The following is a 20,605-nucleotide window of genomic DNA, read 5'->3' as shown; positions in this document are numbered from 1 at the left end:
GAATAAATAATGTAATTCCCTCTCCTGAGCAAGTTTTAAAGCACCGCTTTTAAATCGAAGCGCAAGTGAGGGTTAGAGAGAGGTAAAAATCACCTATAAAAAAAACGCTGCCGAAGCAGCGTTTTTTATTGTCTATCTCTTAGAACACTTTTAACAGTACCCAGTACAAACCGCCTGACAGACAGATCGTTGCTGGCAAGGTAAAGACCCAGGCAGACAGAATGGTTTTCACCATCTGGAAGTTCAGACCTGACTTGTTCGCCACCATGGTACCTGCTACTGCAGAGTTCAATACATGGGTAGTGGATACCGGCATACCAAAGCCATCTGCTGCCGCAATGGTTGACATCGCAACAAGTTCGGCAGACATACCCTGACCATAAGTCATATGCTGTTTACCAATACGCTCCCCGACAGTAACGACAATACGCTTCCAGCCGACCATCGTACCCAGACCAAGTGCCAAGGCTGTCGCCACTTTCACCCAGGTCGGGATGTATTGCAGGAATGAATCCAGATTGTCACGGTATTCATCTACTGTTTTTTCCTGTGCAGCACTCATTGTTGGTAAAGCTTCTGCTTTATCCAGACGTTTAAATGCTGTGGTGCTCAGGTACATGTCGTTGCGAAATTCAGAAACTTGAGCTTCAGGAACATCCTTAATGCTAGTATAGCTACCAACTTTTTCACCCAGATGATCCGTCAAGCTTGCCAATGCAGGCACGACTTCAGGGGTAATTTCCTTGGTCTGAATGTACTTGGTGATCACATCACGGGCTTGTTCATCCGGAATATCCTGATGATTTGGATAGATCACATCCGCTGTTTGTGCAGATAACTGACCAAAAGACTGAATATGTTGTACATCCAGATTTTTGTTCAGCGAGTACGCCAACGGCACACAGCCGATCAGGATTAACATGATCAGACCCATACCTTTTTGACCGTCATTTGAACCATGGGCAAAGCTCACCCCAGTACAGGTAAAGATCAGCATGGCACGAATCAATGGTGGTGGTGGCTTGTTACCTTCAGGTGGCTGAAACAGTTCCAGTTGACGCTTGAAGATTTTTTTCACCAGCAGGAACACAATCGCAGCAAATGCAAAACCGATTAAAGGCGAGAATAACAGCGCCTTACCGACTTTCATCACCTGCTCCATGTCTATACCTGAAGCGCCAGTACCGGCATTCAGAATATAGTTCATGATGCCCACACCCAGAATCGAACCGATCAGGGTATGTGAACTGGATGCTGGAATACCGAGGAACCAGGTTCCCAGATTCCAGAGAATAGCCGCGATCAGCATGGCAAAGACCATGGCAAAGCCTGCTCCGGAGCCGACATTCATGATCAGCTCGACCGGCAATAACGCAATAATGCCGTAAGCGACCGCACCACTGGCCACCATAACCCCAAGGAAGTTACAGAAGCCGGCCCACATCACTGCGACAGGAGCAGAAAGTGCATTGGTATAGATGACCGTGGCAACTGCATTGGCGGTATCGTGGAAGCCATTGACAAACTCAAAGCTCAACGCAATAAAAAGTGCTGTCGCTAACAAAATAACTGAATACAAGCCCAAGGCCGGTACATGCGCTAAATCTGCAGACAACTGGAAGCCGATATAAATCAGCGTAGTGATAATAAGAGTCAGGAACACCGGCATAAAGAATTTCGGTGTTGGCACATGAACATTGGTCGACTTTTGGAAAGCCGACCCGTGTGCTGAATCTACGGGAGTTTGATTAGGATTCATGCAAGCAGGAATAGAGGATTCAAGAATCCCCATATTGTTCAGTTAAATTGTGACAATTATATGACAAACTGCTGTCATATGAAGCAATTATTTGGATTTTCTTGCTGCTATTCGTCCTGTTTAATTCCGACTAAAACACTAGATTTTGATTTTATAAATCATTTACTTAAGATAAGATTCCAGCTTATTTAAGCTTAGCAACCGCACATATTTTGCTACCAAAACGATTCAAACCCTGCCTGTCATCAAGCTGAGCAAAAGTTTCATTTGCACAGCATAAGCCATCAATATGACAATTTCATGAATGAAAGCATCAGCTTAATTTTTTGATTTTGTTTACTGCCTGAAAGGCATCGAATCAGATGTGAGATTGCAATATTTTCTGATCCGGATGTTAAAACTTGTTGTTTTTCTAGATGACTTATCAAATTTTCATATCATGCTTATCCATCATTCTGAGCAATCTCAGCAGAAATCAGCCAACTAATCTGCTAAGATTAGCGTCGTTTTTTTTGATTTCTGCTGAGAAAGTTTGAATGTCTACACTTACCACTTTAAAAGAACTTCTTGCCAAAAGAATTTTAATTATCGATGGTGCGATGGGTACCATGATCCAGCGCCATAAACTGGAAGAAGCCGATTATCGTGGTGAGCGTTTTGCTGACTGGGCCTATGATCTCAAAGGTAATAATGATTTGCTGGTACTGACTCAGCCACAAATCATTCAAGGCATTCATGAAGCTTACTTGGAAGCTGGTGCCGACATTATTGAAACCAACACCTTTAACGGTACCCGCGTTTCAATGTCGGATTACCACATGGAAGATCTGGTTCCTGAAATTAACCGTGAAGCAGCGCGTCTGGCCAAAGAAGCCTGTGCCAAATATTCAACGCCTGAAAAACCACGCTTTGTGGCAGGTGTGATTGGTCCGACATCGCGTACCACTTCTATTTCTCCAAACGTGAATGACCCGGCGTTCCGTAACATCACCTTTGATGCTTTAAAAGTTGATTATATTGAATCAACCAAAGCTTTGATCGAAGGTGGTGCAGACATCATCCTGATCGAAACCGTGTTCGATACTTTAAATGCCAAAGCTGCCATCTTTGCAGTGAAAGAAGTCTTTAAAGAATTGGGCTATGAACTGCCAATCATGATTTCAGGTACGATCACGGATGCATCAGGTCGTACTTTAACCGGTCAAACCGCTGAAGCCTTCTGGAACTCGATGCGCCATGCAGAGCCACTTTCTATCGGCTTTAACTGTGCGCTGGGTGCAGATGCGATGCGTCCACACGTGAAAACCGTGTCTGATGTTGCCGATACCTTTGTTTCAGCGCATCCAAACGCTGGTTTGCCAAATGCCTTCGGTGGATATGATGAAACGCCGGAAGAAACTGCAGCATTTATTAAAGAATTTGCTGAAAGTGGCTTAATTAATATTACCGGTGGTTGCTGTGGCACTACGCCGGATCATATCCGCGCGATTGCAAATGCTGTTGCAGGCATTACCCCTCGCCAAATTCCTGAAATTGAACCGGCTTGTCGTTTAAGTGGTTTAGAGCCATTTAACATCACCAAAGATTCACTGTTTGTGAACGTCGGTGAACGTACCAACGTCACCGGTTCGAAAAAATTCCTGCGTCTGATTCGTGAAGAAAACTTCGCCGAAGCACTTGATGTTGCCCGTCAACAGGTTGAAGCCGGTGCGCAGATCATCGACATCAACATGGATGAAGGCATGCTCGATTCGCAAGGTGCGATGGTGCACTTCCTGAATCTGATTGCTTCTGAGCCAGATATTTCACGCGTACCCATCATGCTGGATTCTTCTAAATGGGAGATTATCGAAGCGGGCCTGAAATGTGTGCAAGGTAAAGCCGTGGTGAACTCGATTTCCCTGAAAGAAGGTCATGACGAGTTTGTCGAACGTGCCCGCCTCTGCCGTCAATATGGTGCTGCGGTCATCGTGATGGCATTTGATGAAGATGGTCAGGCCGATACAGCTGCGCGTAAAAAAGAAATCTGTAAGCGTTCATATGATGTTCTGGTGAATGAAATAGGCTTCCCGTCCGAAGATATTATCTTTGACCCGAACGTCTTTGCGATTGCAACCGGTATTGAAGAACACAACAACTATGGTGTGGACTTTATTGAAGCGACTGGCTGGATTAAACAGAACCTGCCAAATGCGATGATTTCTGGTGGTGTGTCGAACGTATCGTTCTCGTTCCGTGGTAACGAACCGGTACGTGAAGCGATTCACTCGGTGTTCCTGTACTATGCCATTCAGCAAGGCATGACTATGGGTATTGTAAATGCCGGTCAGATGGCGATTTACGATGACATCGATAAAGAATTGAAAGAAGCGGTTGAAGATGTTGTTTTAAACCAGAACCAGGGTGAAAGCGGTCAGGAAGCAACCGAAAAACTACTTGCGGTTGCTGAAAAATACCGTGGTCAAAGTGGTACGCAAAAAGCCGAAGAAAATCTTGAGTGGCGTAATGAGTCTGTTGAAAAACGTCTTGAATATGCGTTGGTAAAAGGCATCACGACTTATATCGACCAAGATACTGAAGAAGCTCGTTTAAACTCTACACGCCCACTCGATGTGATCGAAGGCCCATTGATGGCAGGTATGAATGTGGTCGGCGACCTGTTCGGTGCCGGTAAAATGTTCTTGCCGCAAGTAGTAAAATCAGCACGTGTGATGAAACAGGCTGTGGCGTGGTTGAACCCGTTCATTGAGGCCGAGAAAACCCAAGCTGAAGCTAAAGGTAAAATCCTGCTGGCTACGGTGAAAGGTGACGTACACGACATCGGTAAGAACATCGTTGGTGTAGTATTAGGCTGTAATGGTTATGACATCGTGGATCTGGGCGTGATGGTGCCATGCGAGAAGATTCTGCAAACTGCGATTGATGAAAAAGTCGATATCATCGGTTTGTCTGGTCTAATCACGCCGTCATTGGATGAAATGGTGTTTGTTGCCAAAGAAATGCAGCGCAAAGGCTTTAATATTCCCTTAATGATTGGTGGTGCGACGACTTCTAAAGCGCATACCGCAGTGAAAATCTCACCGCAATATCATAATGATGGCGTGCTTTATACCGCGGATGCTTCACGTGCCGTGGGTGTAGCCACGCAGTTGCTCTCTCCTGAGATGAAACCTAAGCTTTTGGCTGACTATGCAGCGGATTATGAAAAAATTCGTACCCGTCTTGCCAACAAGCAACCGAAAGCGGCGAAATTGTCTTATCAAGAATCTGTTGAAAATGGCTTCAAGATCGACTTCGACAAGAATGCACCGGTTAAACCAAACTTCATTGGATCTGAAACTTTCACAAATTATCCGCTTGAAGCTTTGGTGGAATATTTTGACTGGACGCCGTTCTTTATTTCATGGAGCTTGGCGGGTAAATTCCCGAAAATCCTTGAAGATGAAGTGGTGGGTGAAGCTGCACGTGACTTGTATGAACAAGCTCAAGCCATGCTGAAAGACATCATCGAGAATAAACGCTTTGATGCGCGTGCAACGTTCAGCATTTACCCTGCAAACCGTGTAGCCGCAGATACAGTTGCGGTTGCTGATGAATCAGGCAATATAACGCACAGCTTCGAACACTTACGTCAGCAGTCTGACAAAGTCACTGGCAAAGCAAACTACTCTCTGGCTGACTTTATTGCGCCAAAAGATGTAGCTCAGGATTACTTGGGTGGCTTTGCCGTGTCAATCTTCGGTGCGGAAGAGTTATCTCAAGAATACAAAGCCAAAGGCGATGACTATAACGCAATTATGGTTCAAGCCTTGGGTGACCGTTTTGCAGAAGCATTTGCGGAGCACTTACATGAGCGTGTTCGTAAAGAGTTCTGGGGCTACCAAGCAGATGAGCAGCTTTCAAATGAAGAATTGATCAAAGAGAAGTATGTCGGTATTCGTCCTGCACCGGGCTACCCTGCTTGTCCTGAGCATTCTGAAAAAGCACCACTCTTTGATTGGTTAGGTACAACCGACAAGATTGGTACGTACTTGACGACGAGCTTTGCGATGTGGCCACCTTCATCAGTGAGCGGTTTCTATTATGCAAACCCTGAAACTGAATACTTTAACGTGGGTAAAATCTCTGGCGACCAGTTGGAAGATTATGCGAAGCGTAAAGGTTGGACGTTAGATGAAGCGAAACGTTGGTTAGCGCCGAATTTGGATGATTCGATTTCTTAAGACATCACCAAGCTTTGATATAAAAATCCCCTCGAGTGAGGGGATTTTTTTAACTTACTTTTTTTCTTGCTTGATTAGTAAAGTATCCAATAAACGCTGCTTGTCTAATTAACGCAATGTAATTCCAAAAAACCTTCGAATCAGCAAAATAATTTGGATAAGCTTCTTTAATCCCACCAACAGCATTCGATGAAACTAATGCGACAACCCAACTTTTATTAGCAGCTAGAGTAGTTTCATAAAAACTGTATCGTTTAGACGCTTCAGAATATTGAGATTTATCATAGTATTCTGTATCCAACCGCCCTGTAAAAACATTTAACCTTAGTAAAACATAGCCTTGCTTAGATTTCCCCTTAAGAATTTTCTCATCAATTGAATGCAATGATCTCGCATATTCTTGAAATAAGGACTCAATAGTATAACTACTACCTGGTATTAATTTCGTCACAAAGTTATGTATATATACAGCTTCATTCATCGAATTTAATTTCTCTTCTTTTTTTATAAACTCTATATACTCTGTAACCATTGATCGTTGATCATTTCTTTTAAATCCTTTTAAACTTTCGATAATTTCGAACTGATTACTTACATACTTGAAGAATAGACGCCACTCTGTTGTGCCTTCATTCAACTTCAAATTTTGATTCGTAAATAAATCTATAATTTCTAAACTAGTAGCCCAACAATGTTGTAATGCTGTTCTTAATTGAACTTCTATATTTTTGAGTTCCTGATCATCATTTAAAAATTTTCCAATTATATGGATACTTCTATATCCATCAGCTTTAGGTTCTAGAATATAGTCTTTGAATTTAACATTGCCATCATCGTTCATAAAATTTGGTTCTTTACACAATTCATCAAATAATTTTTTTACTTTTTTATTATTTGCCAAGACAATTCTAATACCTCCAATGTCCTGCATATTTTTCAGGCTCATTTTATTAAATCTTTTTAATTTCTTTACGATAGATTCAGTTCTTTTTATTCTTTTAGCAATAAAAGCAGCGCTATCAGTTGAATAGACTTTACTCTTTAGAAAATTTTCGCATGTATCCAATGCAGTAATATGACTATCTCTCCAATCAGTCAAAACACTCATCGTTTCAGACAACAATTTTTTATCAAATTCAATAGCTGAACCAATTAAGTCAAATCCAGCTTTTTCGATTTGTTTTTTCGAATACTTCATAGCACTAATTTTCTTATTTTTTAAATTTTATAATAGTTTACAGAAAAAATGTAGTTCATTTAATTAACTAACCTAAGTTGTGCCAAAGCTTCATCTCAGTTTCGATCTGCTTCTAATCCATCATCAGTGAAGTATTGACTACAATCATACTCAATCACTGTTTCCACCCTCACCCCGACCCTCTCCCAATGGGAGAGGGAGCATTCATTACTATTTGAATGCTGACATGAATTTATGAATAGACATTCCCTCTCCTTTTAGGAGAGGGTTAGGGAGAGGTAAAATTTAACAACCAATAAAAAATCTGAAACTGCCCCTTTTCTAACCGCTCACCCCAAAATCATCTGTTTTTACACTTTTGAGTCTGCAAATTTCAAACATTTCCATAATAATAAGACTTTACACATCTCCCAGAATACGTGAAGGCCTTCCTCCATGAAAAAACTCATCAACAACCCTGAAAATCTGGTTGTCGAAATGTGCAAAGGCTTTGTCCTTGCTCACCCTGAACTGACATTTACCGAATCGCATAAAATCATTTCACGTAAACAAAAACACAATAACGTGGCACTGATTAGTGGCGGTGGTAGTGGTCACGAACCTGCACATGCGGGCTTTGTCGGTACAGGCATGTTAGACGCGGCTGTATGTGGTGACGTGTTTGCATCACCTTCTCAAATTCAGGTCTACAAAGCCCTGCAACATGTGGCAACAGACAAAGGCGTTTTGATGATCATCAAAAACTATTCTGGCGATATGATGAATTTCCAGAATGGTGCAGCACTTGCTCAGGAAGATGGCATTAAAGTCGATTATGTAAAAGTAGCAGATGATATCGCGGTAAAAGATAGCCTTTATACGGTCGGTCGTCGTGGCGTTGCTGGTACCATCTTCGTACATAAGATTGCAGGTGCAGCAGCATCAAAAGGTTTAGAGCTGGCGGAAGTTAAAGCCGTCGCACAAAAAGCGGCAGATAACGTGATTAGCTTAGGTTTTGCTTATAGCTCATGTACCGTTCCTGCGAAAGGTACACCCACCTTCACCTTGGCGAATGATGAAATGGAATACGGCGTCGGTATCCACGGTGAACCCGGCATCCGTCGTGAAAAAATCTTGCCATCGAAAGAAATGGCACAACGTATGGTCGATGACTTATTTCTTGACCGTCCTGACATGCAAGAAGTTGCGTTGTTGGTGAATGGCTTTGGTTCAACACCAATGCAAGAACTGTATGTGTTTAACAATGATGTATGCGAACATCTGGCACGTAAAGGCATCAAGATTTACCGTACATTTGTTGGCAACTACATGACCAGTATCGACATGAACGGTGCATCGGTTTCATTGCTTGCTGTGGATGATGAACTGAAAACCTATCTGGATGCGGAAGCCAATACTCCAGCATTTAAACTGGATGGCTCGCCTGCACTACCATTTGAATTTGCAGCACAAGACGCAGCAGCAAAACAAACCGCCAATACAGAAGTCGAAACTCAGCCTGAACATGCTGAAATTCAAAATGAACAATTCACGATTGAAAACATGCGTTATGTGGTCGATGTCATGGCGGCCTGCATCATCAAAAATGAAGTGCCATTCTGCGAACTAGATGCGCATGCAGGCGATGGCGATTTTGGTATGAGCGTCGCCAAAGGCTTTAAACAACTGAAACGTGAATGGCAAAGCCTGATTCAAGCACAGCACATGGATGAATTCTTGCTAAACAGTTCCATGATTATTATGGAACACTGTGGTGGTGCGTCAGGTCCAATTTGGGGTTCAGCATTCCGTTCGGCCAGTAAAGCTATTCAAGGGAAACAAACTCTAAGCGTGGCAGATTTTGCCGAGATGCTTCAAGCAGCAGTCAAAGGCATTCAAGTGACAGGTGAGCGTTCATTTGGTCGTGGCGCTGTAGTGGGCGACAAAACCCTGATTGATGCTTTGGTTCCTTGTGCAGATTCATGGTCTACCAATACAGACAAACCTTTTAAAGAGAACTTTATACTTGGTGCAAAGGCTGCGGTAAAAGGTGCAGAATCGACCAAAGAGATCGTGGCGCGTATGGGCCGTGCCGGTACGGTGGGTGATCGTAGCTTAGGCTATCCAGATGCTGGTGCACATGGCTTAGGCGTGATCTTTACGGACATTACCCAGCATATTAAATAAGCTTTACAATATTTTAAAAAAGCCTCGACACTGGTCGGGGCTTTTTTATATTTCATTTCTAGGCTGTACATCTTAAAGCATCAGTCAAGTAAGGTAAGACATTGCTCATCCCCATCAACATGGTCTAACTAAACTTCTCTAAATAGCGCTCTAACTCTTCTGTCACCACTACCCGCTTATTGCCTTTCACCTGTTCCTCACCCAATACGCCTTCTGAGTCAATGACCACCACTTTGTGCCCATTCGCTTGTAAACGTTTGACACCTTCAAATAACATGCGTGCACCCACATCATGAATCAAAGTCAAATTGGTCAGGTCTATGACTATACGTGTTTGAGCGTCTGGCTCATCCTGCAAAATTCGCAGCAACATTTCGGATTCTGTAAATTGCAATACACCGCGCAGCTCATACACGACAATGTCATTGTTCTTACCTGCCGTATAACGACTTTGCAAAATGGTCTGTGCCGATGGCGTCCCTTCCATCAGATGCAAGCCCATGTCCCGCGACAAACGCTCAAAAATATCCACGCCACGTACACTATGCCCATGCTCATCAATTTTAGGAGAAAAAACCACAATTCCCACCTGCCCAGGCAATACCCCGATAATTCCGCCCGATACACCACTTTTGGCAGGAATGCCCACCGTCGTCAGCCAGTCACCCGCCGCATCATACATGCCACAGGTCATCATCACGCTGAGCACTTGGCGCACCACATCACGCTCTAGCAGCTGTTTGCCCGTTTTGGCCTGAACACCGCCATTGGCGAGCACACTACAGATATTTGCCAGATCTTTGACCGTCACTTTAATCGCACATTGCTTGATGTATCCATTGACGATTTCTACCGGATCCGAATCCAGCACACCTACGGTACGTAGCATATAGCCAATCGACAGGTTCCGGAATGCAGTTTTGACTTCCGACTTATACACCTGCTTGTCGAATTCCAGTTGACGTCCTGCCAGCTCACTTAAAAAACGGCGTAAGCATTCCGCACGTGAAATGCCTTTTTGTACCGGAATCAAAGAATGCGTAATGATCGCACCCGAGTTAATCATTGGATTTTTAGGAAGATTGGTTTCTTTATCTAGCGAAATCTGATTAAAAGCCTCTCCTGAAGGTTCAACGCCGACCTTTTCCAGTACTGCTGGAATTCCCAAATGCTGCAATGCCAAGGCATAGGCAAAAGGCTTGGACATCGACTGCATGGTAAATTCGGTTTCATCATCTCCCGTGGAATAAATCGTGCCATCCACCGTGGTCAGCGCCAAAGCGAACTTGTTTGGATCTACCGCTGCCAGTTCAGGGATATAGTCAGCCAAAGCGCCCTGATCATTATCATGACAGACCGTTAATACATGCTGGAGATAATCGGGCACCGGGGTTTTCATTCAGATAGATCCTTTATATTTTCATCCTGTTTACACCTTAAATTTTCAGGATAAAACTACAAGTCCAAATTGGTAGCATTTTATAAATACGTCCATTGATTTGGACTAAAACAAATGCCTTTTCAGCTCAATGATCATCAGGAGTAAGGGGCATTTTGATATTATTTTTTTGAGTTTTTATAAAATATCGAGCGGTTCAACAGGTCATTTCGATTAGTTTGATTATCCATTTTATTTATATTTTTCATCGCAATAAATGATATTATTCACCCACCTGCTCACATTATAATCTAACACGCTGATCCCGGATTTGAATTTTTACAGTCTACTCGTGCCCAGCATCATGTCGAGCCTGGGGATCATCACGCTGAGTATTTCCTATTATAAAGGCTTACCTAATTATTTAAGATCTTATGCTTATGCACTGATTCTGATTGGCGTGACGATATTACTCAATACCGTTTTATCTGCATCAGTTTTAGTTGAAATATCTAGTTTCATTGCTGCTCTTTACTTCTTGTCCTGTACCTTTCACAGCAAAGCCATTTATGAGCGTTTAAAAATCGACTATGCATGGCCAAACTATATTTACCTGATTGCCTTGGGTGCGTTTGGTATTTACTACTTTACCCAAGTGACTGCTGACCAGACTGCCCGTTTGCTGATTATTGGTAGCATTACTGCGGCAATTTATTTGCACCGCCCAATTGCCTTTATTCGGACGAGCACAGGCTTACGTATCGACAGTTACCTGAAAATTTTTACCCTCGCGACCGTGTTCATCATTATGGGTCGTGCCTTGCTATTCTCTGTTTTACTTAAGGATCAGGGATTTGTCGCCCATTACGAACCAGCGTGGGCATTTACACAGCTGCTCCTGCTGCTGATTGATTTGATCTTTTTAGGTTTATTCATTGGCTGTGCAATTTTGGATCTGGTGCGAAAGTTGCAACGGGAGCGCCATCACGACCCACTAACCGGATTATTAAACCGCCGTGGATTTGAAGCCTATATTCAAAAAATAGATCCTAATCCTGCCTTACAGCATGCAGTTTTGATGGCAGATTTAGATCATTTCAAAGCAGTTAATGATCGTTATGGACATCAGGTCGGTGATCTGATTTTACAACATATCAGTCAGATATTTAAAGCCAATATTCGCAGTAAAGACCAGGTGTCACGGATTGGCGGTGAAGAGTTTCTGCTCGTCTTGCATGACATTCAAAAAGATGCCGCCTTTAAAATTGCTGAACGGATCCGGTTACAGCTTAAAGAAACTCCATTACATCATGAACAGCAGCATATTTACCTGACTATCAGTATCGGAGTCAGCTTCTTCAATCATCCTAATCAGATTAAAGAAGCCACTTTAGCGGCCGATCATGCCATATATCAGGCCAAACAGATGGGCCGTAATCAGGTTCAATTCGCTCAAGAGAAAATTGCCTGAATTTGATAAAACTTTAAATCTCTTATTTCACCTTGGTCTTGCGAATCATTTTGTACAGCACCTTGGGGGAAATACGTGAAACTAGCACACCAAGTTTTTCTTTCTTTCCGCCAATCACGATATATTCTTCGCCGCACTGCAAGGCTTGTACGCTTTGACGGGCAAAATCTTCTGCCGACAGACCATTTTCAATCGCTTCATCCTGCTTGGCTTGTGGCTTGCCTTCCCCATTTAAAGCATTAAACGACACATTGGTTTGAACAAAGCCCGGGAATATCACTGAGACCTGAACGCCCTGATCAGCAACTTCAGCACGTAAACTATTGGCCCACATATGAATCGCTGCTTTGGCTGCTGAATAGGAGGCGCGATACGATACTGGGTGCCAAGCAAACCTGCCACACTGGAAATAAACACGATACGACCTGATTTTTGTGCCAGAAAGGTCGGCAATACCATTTTGGTAAGAAATACCTGCGAGAAATAATCGACTTCCATAATAGCGCGTTCAGTCTGCATGGTGGTGTGCTGAATCAGGGCACGTTGACTGAGTCCTGCATTATTAATCAGCCAGTCAATCCGGCCTTTTTGTTGCAAAACCTGTTCATAGGCATGACGAACCTGGCTTTCATCCGTGATATCGGCAATGACTGAAATATGCTGATCTGGATTAGTGAGACTTTGGCGAACATTTTCCAGTTCTTCATGCCGACGTGCAGTCAGTACCACCTGTGCCCCAAGTGCAGCACATTGCTGGGCAATCGCCTTGCCAATCCCTGAAGATGCGCCGGTAATCCAGACCACTTTTCCATTTAAGTCTTCAACTTTCGCCATGAAATCCTCTTTCCCTTGTTTTAATGAATATGGTGCTGCATTTCATCTTCCAGAAATGCCAGCAAATGCTCAAAATAATAACTCATCGTATCGGCATCATAGATGCTACCGAGCTTGTCAAAACGTTTATAGCCTAACTGGGTGGTTAAATGAATCACCCCATTCAAGGTTTTATCGACCACCACATTAAATTTCAACATTTTTTTCGGTTCACGGATCAGATGTGTCACCCCTTGATCGACCACCTGAGTAAAGGCTTTTAAAGCGGGTGATACATATTGATGATTACCATTTTTCATCTGGTCAATACAGCCGAGCAACTCCATCACCAGCAATTTTTCCACCGGATATCGAACAAAAGCATCACCTTGATGCTCATAGGTCATGCGATGCAAATAGTTCACCATAGGCATCAGACGCTCATTGCCAAACAACGAAACCGACCACGGCATATATTTACGGGTGTTATGCATAATCTGCTGAATCACTTTTTCGGACTCGCTGTCCGGTGAATTGGCCAACTGCACCACCTGACCAAAAATCTGGTCAATAATTTCACAGGCCATATCGGCCAGATTTTCACCTAAGGGTCTGGCAAGACTGTCTCGCTCGCCGGCATTTAATCTGGAATGAAGGTCTTTAAAGCGCTGATGGGTTTCGGGTTGAAGCTTCAGGGAAATGTTATAGCTCATCTTATTATCCTTTTTGATATGCTGCGATGAGTCGCGTTTTTTTATCAATCTATCATACGATGAGTTGCTATACATGCCAATTGGCTAAAGTTTGCATTTGGTTAAGCTGCCGCATGCACTATTTTTTTTGCTACAATAGATCCAATTTTTCATTCACTTTTGATCTGTTTAGACTATGACTGACTCAGCGCAAAATATCGCGACAACCTACGATCCGAACGAGATCGAGAAAAAATGGTACCAAACTTGGGAAGAGCGTGGTTACTTTAAGCCGTCTGAAAAAGGCGAATCTTTCTGTATCATGATTCCGCCACCAAACGTCACTGGTAGCCTGCACATGGGTCATGGTTTCAACAATGCCATCATGGATGCCTTGACGCGTTTCAACCGTATGTCTGGTAAAAATACGCTTTGGCAACCGGGTACTGACCACGCAGGTATTGCAACGCAAATGGTGGTTGAGCGTCAGCTGGGTGCACAAGGGATTAGCCGTCATGACCTGGGTCGTGAAAAGTTCATCGAAAAAGTCTGGGAATGGAAAGAACAGTCTGGCGGTAACATTACCCGTCAAATCCGTCGCTTAGGTTCTTCGGTTGACTGGTCACGTGAACGCTTCACGATGGATGATGGTTTATCAAACGCAGTAAAAGAAGTGTTTGTAAAACTTCACGAAGAAGGCCTGATCTACCGCGGCAAACGTCTGGTGAACTGGGATCCAAAACTGCAAACTGCCCTTTCTGACCTGGAAGTTGAGTCTGATAAAGAAGAAGCAGGTTCATTGTGGCACTTCAAATATTTCTTTGAAGATAAGTCACTCCGCACCCACGATGGTAAAGATCACATCGTGGTTGCAACGACGCGTCCTGAAACATTATTGGGTGATACTGCGGTTGCGGTTGCACTGGATGATGAACGTTATGCTGATCTAGTAGGTAAAAATATAATCTTACCAATCACAGGTCGTGCAGTTCCAATCGTAAAAGACGAATATGTAGACAAAGAATTCGGTACAGGCTGTGTAAAAATCACCCCTGCACACGACTTCAATGACTATGAAGTGGGTAAACGTTGCGAATTGCCAATCATCAACATTTTCAACAAAAATGCTGAAGTGTTGGCTGAGTTTGAATACATCGCGAAAGCGGGCGAGCAAATTTCTAAAACCATTCCTGCGCCTGCAGATTACATTGGTTTAGAACGTTTTGAGGCACGTAAGAAGATCGTTGAACAGGCTGAAGCTGAAGGCTGGTTAGACCAGATTCAACCTTATACATTAAAACCACCTCGCGGTGACCGTTCAGGCGTGATCGTTGAGCCATTACTGACTGACCAATGGTATGTAAAAATTGCGCCACTTGCGAAACCTGCGATTGAAGCAGTTCAAGACGGCCGTATCAAGTTCGTTCCTGAGCAGTACAGCAACATGTACATGGCTTGGATGAACAATATCCAAGACTGGTGTATCTCACGTCAATTGTGGTGGGGTCACCGCATTCCGGCCTGGTACGATGCCCAAGGCAACGTTTATGTAGGTCGTAACGAGGAAGAAGTTCGTGCGAAAAACAATATTCCTGCCGATGTTGAGTTGAACCAGGATGAAGATGTACTGGACACATGGTTCTCTTCAGGTCTTTGGACATTCTCAACTTTAGGTTGGACTGGCGACGAAGCAAAAGACAAAGCCAACTACTTCTTAAATACATTCCATCCAACAGATGTACTGGTGACAGGTTTTGACATCATCTTCTTCTGGGTTGCCCGCATGATCATGCTGACCATGCACTTCATGAAGAATGAAGATGGTACGCCACAAGTGCCATTTAAAACTGTGTACGTTCACGGTTTGGTACGTGATGGCGAAGGTCAGAAGATGTCTAAATCTAAAGGTAACGTGCTTGACCCATTAGACTTGATTGACGGTGTGGATTTAGAAACTTTGGTACAAAAACGTACTACAGGTTTGATGAACCCGAAACAGGCAGCGAAGATTGAAAAATCGACCCGTAAAGAATTCCCTGAAGGGATTCAGTCTTACGGTACTGACGCAGTTCGTTTCACATTCTGTGCACTTGCCAATACTGGTCGTGACATCAAGTTCGACATGAAGCGTGTTGAAGGTTACCGTAACTTTGCCAATAAAATCTGGAACGCAACGCGTTTCGTGATGATGAATATTGAAGGTCAAACGGTTGGTCAAACAGCGCGTCCTGATCTTTGGGAATTGCCTGAACAATGGATCGTAAGCCGTCTGCAAAAAGCGACTGCTGCGGTACAAACTGCATTTGCAACCTACCGTTTAGACTTGGCTGCGCAAGCGATTTACGAGTTCATCTGGAATGAATACTGTGACTGGTATGTAGAACTGACCAAACCTGTATTGAACGATGAAAACGTTTCTGAAGAGCGTAAAGCTGAAGTTCGTCGTGTATTGCTCGCGGTCATGGAAGCGTCTTTACGTCTTGCTCATCCGTTAATGCCGTATTTGACAGAAGAAATTTGGCAAACGCTTGCGCCTAAATTGGGTATCTCTGGCGAAACCATCATGCTTGCACAGTACCCAACTGCTGACGAAGCATTGATGAATGACCAAGCTGAAGCAGATATGCAATGGCTGCAAGGTTTGATTGGTGCGGTACGTAACATCCGTGGTGAGATGGGTCTAGGCAATGCGCGTTTATTGCCTGTACTTTTACAGAACACCACTGAAGCTGAAACTGCCCAAATTTCTCGTATTGAGCCGTTGTTTAAAGCATTGGCAAAAGTTGAAAGCATCACCTTCTTGGCGGATGGCGAACAACCACCATTGTCTTCTTCTTCTGTAGTCGGTCACGTATCTGTGTTCGTTCCAATGAAGGGTTTAATTGACCCTAAAGCGGAATTGGGTCGTCTACAAAAAGACTTAGACAAGGTCCAAAAACAGCATGACCAAATTGCAACTAAACTTGCTAATGAAGGTTTTGTGGCGAAAGCGCCTGCTGCTGTGGTTGAAGGCGAAAAAGCAAAACTTGCTGAGTTTGCGGATCAGTTAGCGACGATTAAAGCGAATATGGAGCAAATTGCAGCGCTTTAATGCTGTAGTTTGATTCAAAAAGATCCCCTCTTAGTGAGGGGATTTTTTTTAAAATCATAATGATATTTGATAGAATTATTTGATTAAAACTTTATAAATACCCCAACATGACAAATATAGATAAATACGCATTTTCTGCTGATAGACCAATTAGAAATTTAGAACAAGACTTATTAGGTCGAGCTGATTTTGCAAAAAACTTAAGTGATGCTATTTCTCAATGGAAAGGTGATGAAAGTCTAGTTATTGCGTTGCATGGAGATTGGGGCTCAGGAAAATCATCAATTAAAAATATGGCATTGTCTTATTCAAAAAAAGCAAGATAACTCACCCACAATTATAGAGTTTTCACCTTGGGAATGGTCAGCTCAGGATAAGATTGTTCAAGCTTTTTTTGATGAAATATCAAAATCTATTGGAAGGAAAGACTCATCTAAAGAAGATCAAAATTTGGCAAATATATTTGCTAAGTATGGTAATCACCTTTCTACAGCTCACACGATTTTTAAAAGTGCTAATCTTTTCGTTCCTTTATTAACTACTGCAATTTTAGGTACAGGACTAGTAAGTAGCTATTTTACTGATAATACACAATTAGTGTTACTCATTACGACCTTAACATCACTCATTCCTATCCTTATGTCAGTTACTGAGAAAGGAAGTGACATACTAGGTAAAATGTCAGAAAATTCTAGTCAAAAGGCTAAACTGAATGAAAAAACCTTAGCAGAAATTCGTGAGGAATTAATTACCGCTTTGAAGAGTAGGACAACTCCTCTTTTGATCGTTATGGATGATATTGATCGCTTAACAACTGTAGAGTTGCGAATGATCTTTCAATTAATTAAAGCAAATACTGATTTTCCTAATGTAATATTTTTACTTTTATTTCAGAAAGATATAGTTGAAAAAAAGCTCACTGATACTACGCAATCTGGCGAGAACTATCTAGAAAAAATTATTCAAATACCTTTTACAATTCCACAAATTCAATTAAAACAAGTCCATGAAGTTCTAGTTAATCTACTAGAAGATGTGATAAATAGTCATACTGATGCAGACAAAAAATTTGATCAAAAAAGATGGGTGGAAATTTATCATAACGGTTTAAAAAACTATTTCAATAATTTAAGAAATGTCTATAGATTCAACTCGACTCTATGCTTTAACTTCAATCTTTTTAAAAATAATGATATTTTCGAAGCAGATCCAATAGATTTGATAGCCATTGAATGCTTAAGAGTGTTTGAGCCGAATGTTTATAGCAAACTCTCCAACTCTAAAGAAGCTTTTACCACTTTACGTTCTGTCTCAAGTAACAATCAAACAGTGAATAGCCACCGATTTTGTAGACACCTTTTAGTTAGATAAAATGGCTAATTAACGAGGTGCTTATGAGCAGTAAACGATACCCTGAAGAATTCAAAATTGAAGCAGTAAAGCAAGTTACTGAGAAAGGTCATAGTGTAGCTGAAGTTGCTGCACGTTTAGGGACGACCACCCATAGTCTGTATACCTGGATTAAACGTTATGATCCACAGCAACCTAGGACAACTGAGTTTAATGACCCAAGTTCAGAGTTAGCAAAGTTAAAAAAAGAGCTTCAAAGGGTTACAGAAGAAAGAGACATCTTAAAAAAGGCCGCGGTGTACTTCGCAAGCCAGTCCAAATGAGGTACGCCTTTATTCAGGACAACCAACATATATGGCCTGTTCGTCGTTTATGTTCAACTTTAGATGTTCATCACAGTGGTTATTACGCATGGTTAAAGCAACCCACCAGTAAAACTGCCAAGAAACGGCAACAGCTTTCAGGACTGATTAAACAGTTCTGGTTGGAATCTGGCGGAGTCTATGGTTATCGCAAGATTCACTGTGATTTGAAAGATGTTGGCGAAAGTTGCGGGATCAATCGGGTATATCGGCTCATGAAGGCGAATGGTCTTAAATCACAGCGTGGCTATCGCAAACCTAGAACTCATGCAGGTACTCCAGCTGTCGTTGCTGCAAACACTTTGGGCCGCCAATTTAATCCAACGCAGCCGAACCAATTATGGGTGACTGACATCACTTATATCCGTACTCATGAAGGGTGGTTATATCTCGCAGTTGTGATTGACCTGTTTTCGCGTCTTGTTATTGGCTGGTCTATGAAATCCAGAATCACAACAGATCTGGTGTTAGATGCATTACTGATGGCTTTGTGGCGAAGAAACCCAAAGAACAAAGTTTTGATCCATTCTGACCAAGGCAGTCAATACACCAGTCATGAATGGCAGACATTTCTCAAACATCATAATCTTGAAAGCAGTATGAGCAGACGAGGAAATTGTCATGATAATGCTGTTGCCGAGAGTTTCTTTCAGTTGTTAAAGCGAGAGAGGATCAAGAAGAAAATATATGTATCGAGAACTGAAGCAAGGTCGGATATCTTTGAATATATTGAGATGTTCTACAATTCAAAACGCAGACATGGTTCCAATGGTCAGTGTTCTCCATTAGATTATGAAAAGGCCCATCAACAGATGGTTATGTGTGTCTAGAATTTTGGTGGCTATTCAACAGATAAAGTAAAGTATTCACGAATAATTGAAGATATTTTCAAGAGCGCATCTGAGAACAATAGAGAATCTGTCGAAGGTATTTTGAAAACCCTCTTTCCTACTACTCAGTGGATCATAAGTAACTATTATCATGATCATAGTTCATATCAAGAATGGTTTACTCAACTCAGAGTATGCCATAAAGACCACTTTGATAAATATTTCAAACTTAGTTTTGATAGCGAAGATTTTTCTACGTCAGACTTTATAAATTTCCTGCAACTAACTGCTAATAGAGAACAGCTTAAAGAGAAAATTCTTGCCCTAGATGCCAGAAATTTACTTGAAGACTTTCTATCCAAATTTGAAGCATATAGTAAACAAGTTCCTCAAGAAAATATTAATTCATACATTTACGCAATGTTAGATGCTGGTGATGAAATTAATCATGAATCTAGTAAATTTTTTGGTTTTTCAGCCCAAACTTATTTATTCAGATTATGCTCTTGGTCCTTAGAAGATATACCCGATATAAAATTTCGGGCTAAAATATTACAGAATTACATTAATCAAAATTCTAATTTTTCAATTATTGATTACATTCTAACCGCAGAACATCAAAACAAAGAAAAGAATAATGAAACAATATTCGAAGAATATGATTTTGAACAACTCAAAAATGATTTTATAAATCAATTAAATCAATTCGCTAATTCAAATCCTGAAAGTCTATTAAAAAATACATCATTCCTTTCACTCATGTATCGTTGGAAAGAATGGGGGAATTCTTCTGATGTACTCACTTGGTTCGAAAAACAAACTCAAGATATAAATGGAGTTTTAAAAATACTCAGCAAGATGATTCAAGTGACTCGATCATCCAATGATTTTTATACAATATCGAATGTTTCAAAAAAAATTAAAGCTGATACTGTAGAAAATTTTTTAGATATTCCACGCATATCAAACATAATTGACTCTGCTGATCATTCTGTTCTTTCAGAAGAGGAAAAAGAATTAATAGAAATGTTTAAGAAAAATATAGAAGCTAAAACTAATGGAAAAGATGATGATTTAGATGATTAACCCTCACCCCCTTGCGAAGCAGTGCTTCTCATCCCAAAGGGAGAGGGAACTTTCATTGTGACTTTAATTTATTGTTATTTAATTCCAATATTGAAATTCTAGCTTAAATTTATTCTGTAATGGATGTTCCCTATCCTGAGCAAGTTTTAAAGTACTGCTTTAAAACGAAGCGCAAGTGAGGGTTAG

General features: G+C 41.8%; 12 protein-coding genes and 1 pseudogene. 8 read left to right on the top strand and 5 right to left on the bottom strand.

What is annotated here, in order from left to right:
• Positions 1-139 precede the first annotated feature (139 nt).
• A complete protein-coding gene (locus tag F995_RS07575; protein ID WP_016806669.1) occupies positions 140-1,759 on the bottom strand; it encodes an inorganic phosphate transporter in 1,620 nt (539 codons plus the stop codon).
• Positions 1,760-2,295: 536 nt separating this feature from the next.
• On the opposite strand from F995_RS07575, the gene metH reads away from it, so the two are divergent.
• Entirely contained in the window at positions 2,296-5,982 is a 3,687-nt protein-coding gene (gene metH / locus F995_RS07570) for a methionine synthase (protein ID WP_004646256.1), read from the top strand.
• A gap of 49 nt (positions 5,983-6,031) precedes the next feature.
• On the opposite strand, the gene F995_RS07565 is transcribed toward metH, so the two are convergent.
• Positions 6,032-7,180, bottom strand: coding sequence for a RelA/SpoT domain-containing protein (locus F995_RS07565; protein WP_004646255.1), 1,149 nt, complete (start codon positions 7,178-7,180; stop codon positions 6,032-6,034).
• A 435-nt stretch (positions 7,181-7,615) separates the two neighbouring features.
• On the opposite strand from F995_RS07565, the gene dhaK reads away from it, so the two are divergent.
• Positions 7,616-9,346, top strand: coding sequence for a dihydroxyacetone kinase subunit DhaK (gene dhaK / locus F995_RS16310; protein WP_004646254.1), 1,731 nt, complete (start codon positions 7,616-7,618; stop codon positions 9,344-9,346).
• Between the two features lie 124 nt (positions 9,347-9,470).
• Here dhaK and F995_RS07555 read toward each other — a convergent pair whose 3' ends face one another.
• Positions 9,471-10,745 carry a glutaminase gene (locus tag F995_RS07555; RefSeq protein ID WP_004646253.1) on the bottom strand — a complete coding sequence of 425 codons (1,275 nt, stop codon included), beginning with the start codon at positions 10,743-10,745 and terminating at the stop codon, positions 9,471-9,473.
• 343 nt (positions 10,746-11,088) lie between these two features.
• Here F995_RS07555 and F995_RS07550 point away from each other — a divergent pair, with 343 nt between their 5' ends.
• Positions 11,089-12,195, top strand: a complete 1,107-nt coding sequence (locus F995_RS07550) for a GGDEF domain-containing protein (RefSeq protein WP_004646251.1) — start codon at positions 11,089-11,091, stop codon at positions 12,193-12,195.
• 22 nt (positions 12,196-12,217) lie between these two features.
• On the opposite strand, the pseudogene F995_RS07545 reads toward F995_RS07550, so the two are convergent.
• Positions 12,218-13,029, bottom strand: a pseudogene (locus F995_RS07545) (SDR family oxidoreductase).
• A gap of 20 nt (positions 13,030-13,049) precedes the next feature.
• Positions 13,050-13,721, bottom strand: a complete 672-nt coding sequence (locus F995_RS07540) for a hypothetical protein (protein WP_004646248.1) — start codon at positions 13,719-13,721, stop codon at positions 13,050-13,052.
• A 175-nt stretch (positions 13,722-13,896) separates the two neighbouring features.
• Between F995_RS07540 and F995_RS07535 the strand changes: the two genes are divergently transcribed.
• From F995_RS07535 to F995_RS07515, 5 genes are all read left to right on the top strand, one after another.
• Positions 13,897-16,791 (top strand): valine--tRNA ligase, encoded by a 2,895-nt coding sequence (locus F995_RS07535; RefSeq protein WP_004646247.1) that lies wholly within the window; start codon positions 13,897-13,899, stop codon positions 16,789-16,791.
• Between the two features lie 107 nt (positions 16,792-16,898).
• Positions 16,899-17,117 carry a P-loop NTPase fold protein gene (locus F995_RS17100; protein ID WP_115736955.1) on the top strand — a complete coding sequence of 73 codons (219 nt, stop codon included), beginning with the start codon at positions 16,899-16,901 and terminating at the stop codon, positions 17,115-17,117.
• Positions 17,047-18,162, top strand: coding sequence for a KAP family P-loop NTPase fold protein (locus F995_RS07530; RefSeq protein WP_004646246.1), 1,116 nt, complete (start codon positions 17,047-17,049; stop codon positions 18,160-18,162). The genes F995_RS17100 and F995_RS07530 overlap by 71 nt, the downstream gene beginning before the upstream one ends.
• A 23-nt stretch (positions 18,163-18,185) precedes the next feature.
• Positions 18,186-19,333 (top strand): IS3 family transposase gene (locus tag F995_RS07520; RefSeq protein WP_115736956.1). Its coding sequence is split into 2 segments (ribosomal slippage): positions 18,186-18,432 and positions 18,432-19,333, totalling 1,149 coding nucleotides; the frame shifts between segments, so codons are not numbered across the junction.
• Between the two features lie 102 nt (positions 19,334-19,435).
• Complete coding sequence (locus F995_RS07515; RefSeq protein ID WP_004646243.1) at positions 19,436-20,419, top strand: hypothetical protein; 984 nt, start codon at positions 19,436-19,438, stop codon at positions 20,417-20,419.
• Positions 20,420-20,605: the final 186 nt, after the last annotated feature.

The organism is Acinetobacter sp. CIP A162, assembly GCF_000367905.1.
Taxonomy (GTDB): domain Bacteria; phylum Pseudomonadota; class Gammaproteobacteria; order Pseudomonadales; family Moraxellaceae; genus Acinetobacter; species Acinetobacter lwoffii.
Note: the sequence above shows the minus strand (reverse complement) of the source record. Positions and strands in the feature narration are given on the sequence as shown.

Bases quoted from the DNA above. Each gene is read 5' to 3' on its own strand.
- F995_RS07575 (WP_016806669.1), bottom strand. From the start codon at position 1,759: ATGAATCCTAATCAAACTCCCGTAGATTCAGCACACGGGTCGGCTTTC.
- metH (WP_004646256.1), top strand. From the start codon at position 2,296: ATGTCTACACTTACCACTTTAAAAGAACTTCTTGCCAAAAGAATTTTA.
- F995_RS07565 (WP_004646255.1), bottom strand. From the start codon at position 7,180: ATGAAGTATTCGAAAAAACAAATCGAAAAAGCTGGATTTGACTTAATT.
- dhaK (WP_004646254.1), top strand. From the start codon at position 7,616: ATGAAAAAACTCATCAACAACCCTGAAAATCTGGTTGTCGAAATGTGC.
- F995_RS07555 (WP_004646253.1), bottom strand. From the start codon at position 10,745: ATGAAAACCCCGGTGCCCGATTATCTCCAGCATGTATTAACGGTCTGT.
- F995_RS07550 (WP_004646251.1), top strand. From the start codon at position 11,089: ATGTCGAGCCTGGGGATCATCACGCTGAGTATTTCCTATTATAAAGGC.
- F995_RS07540 (WP_004646248.1), bottom strand. From the start codon at position 13,721: ATGAGCTATAACATTTCCCTGAAGCTTCAACCCGAAACCCATCAGCGC.
- F995_RS07535 (WP_004646247.1), top strand. From the start codon at position 13,897: ATGACTGACTCAGCGCAAAATATCGCGACAACCTACGATCCGAACGAG.
- F995_RS17100 (WP_115736955.1), top strand. From the start codon at position 16,899: ATGACAAATATAGATAAATACGCATTTTCTGCTGATAGACCAATTAGA.
- F995_RS07530 (WP_004646246.1), top strand. From the start codon at position 17,047: ATGGAGATTGGGGCTCAGGAAAATCATCAATTAAAAATATGGCATTGT.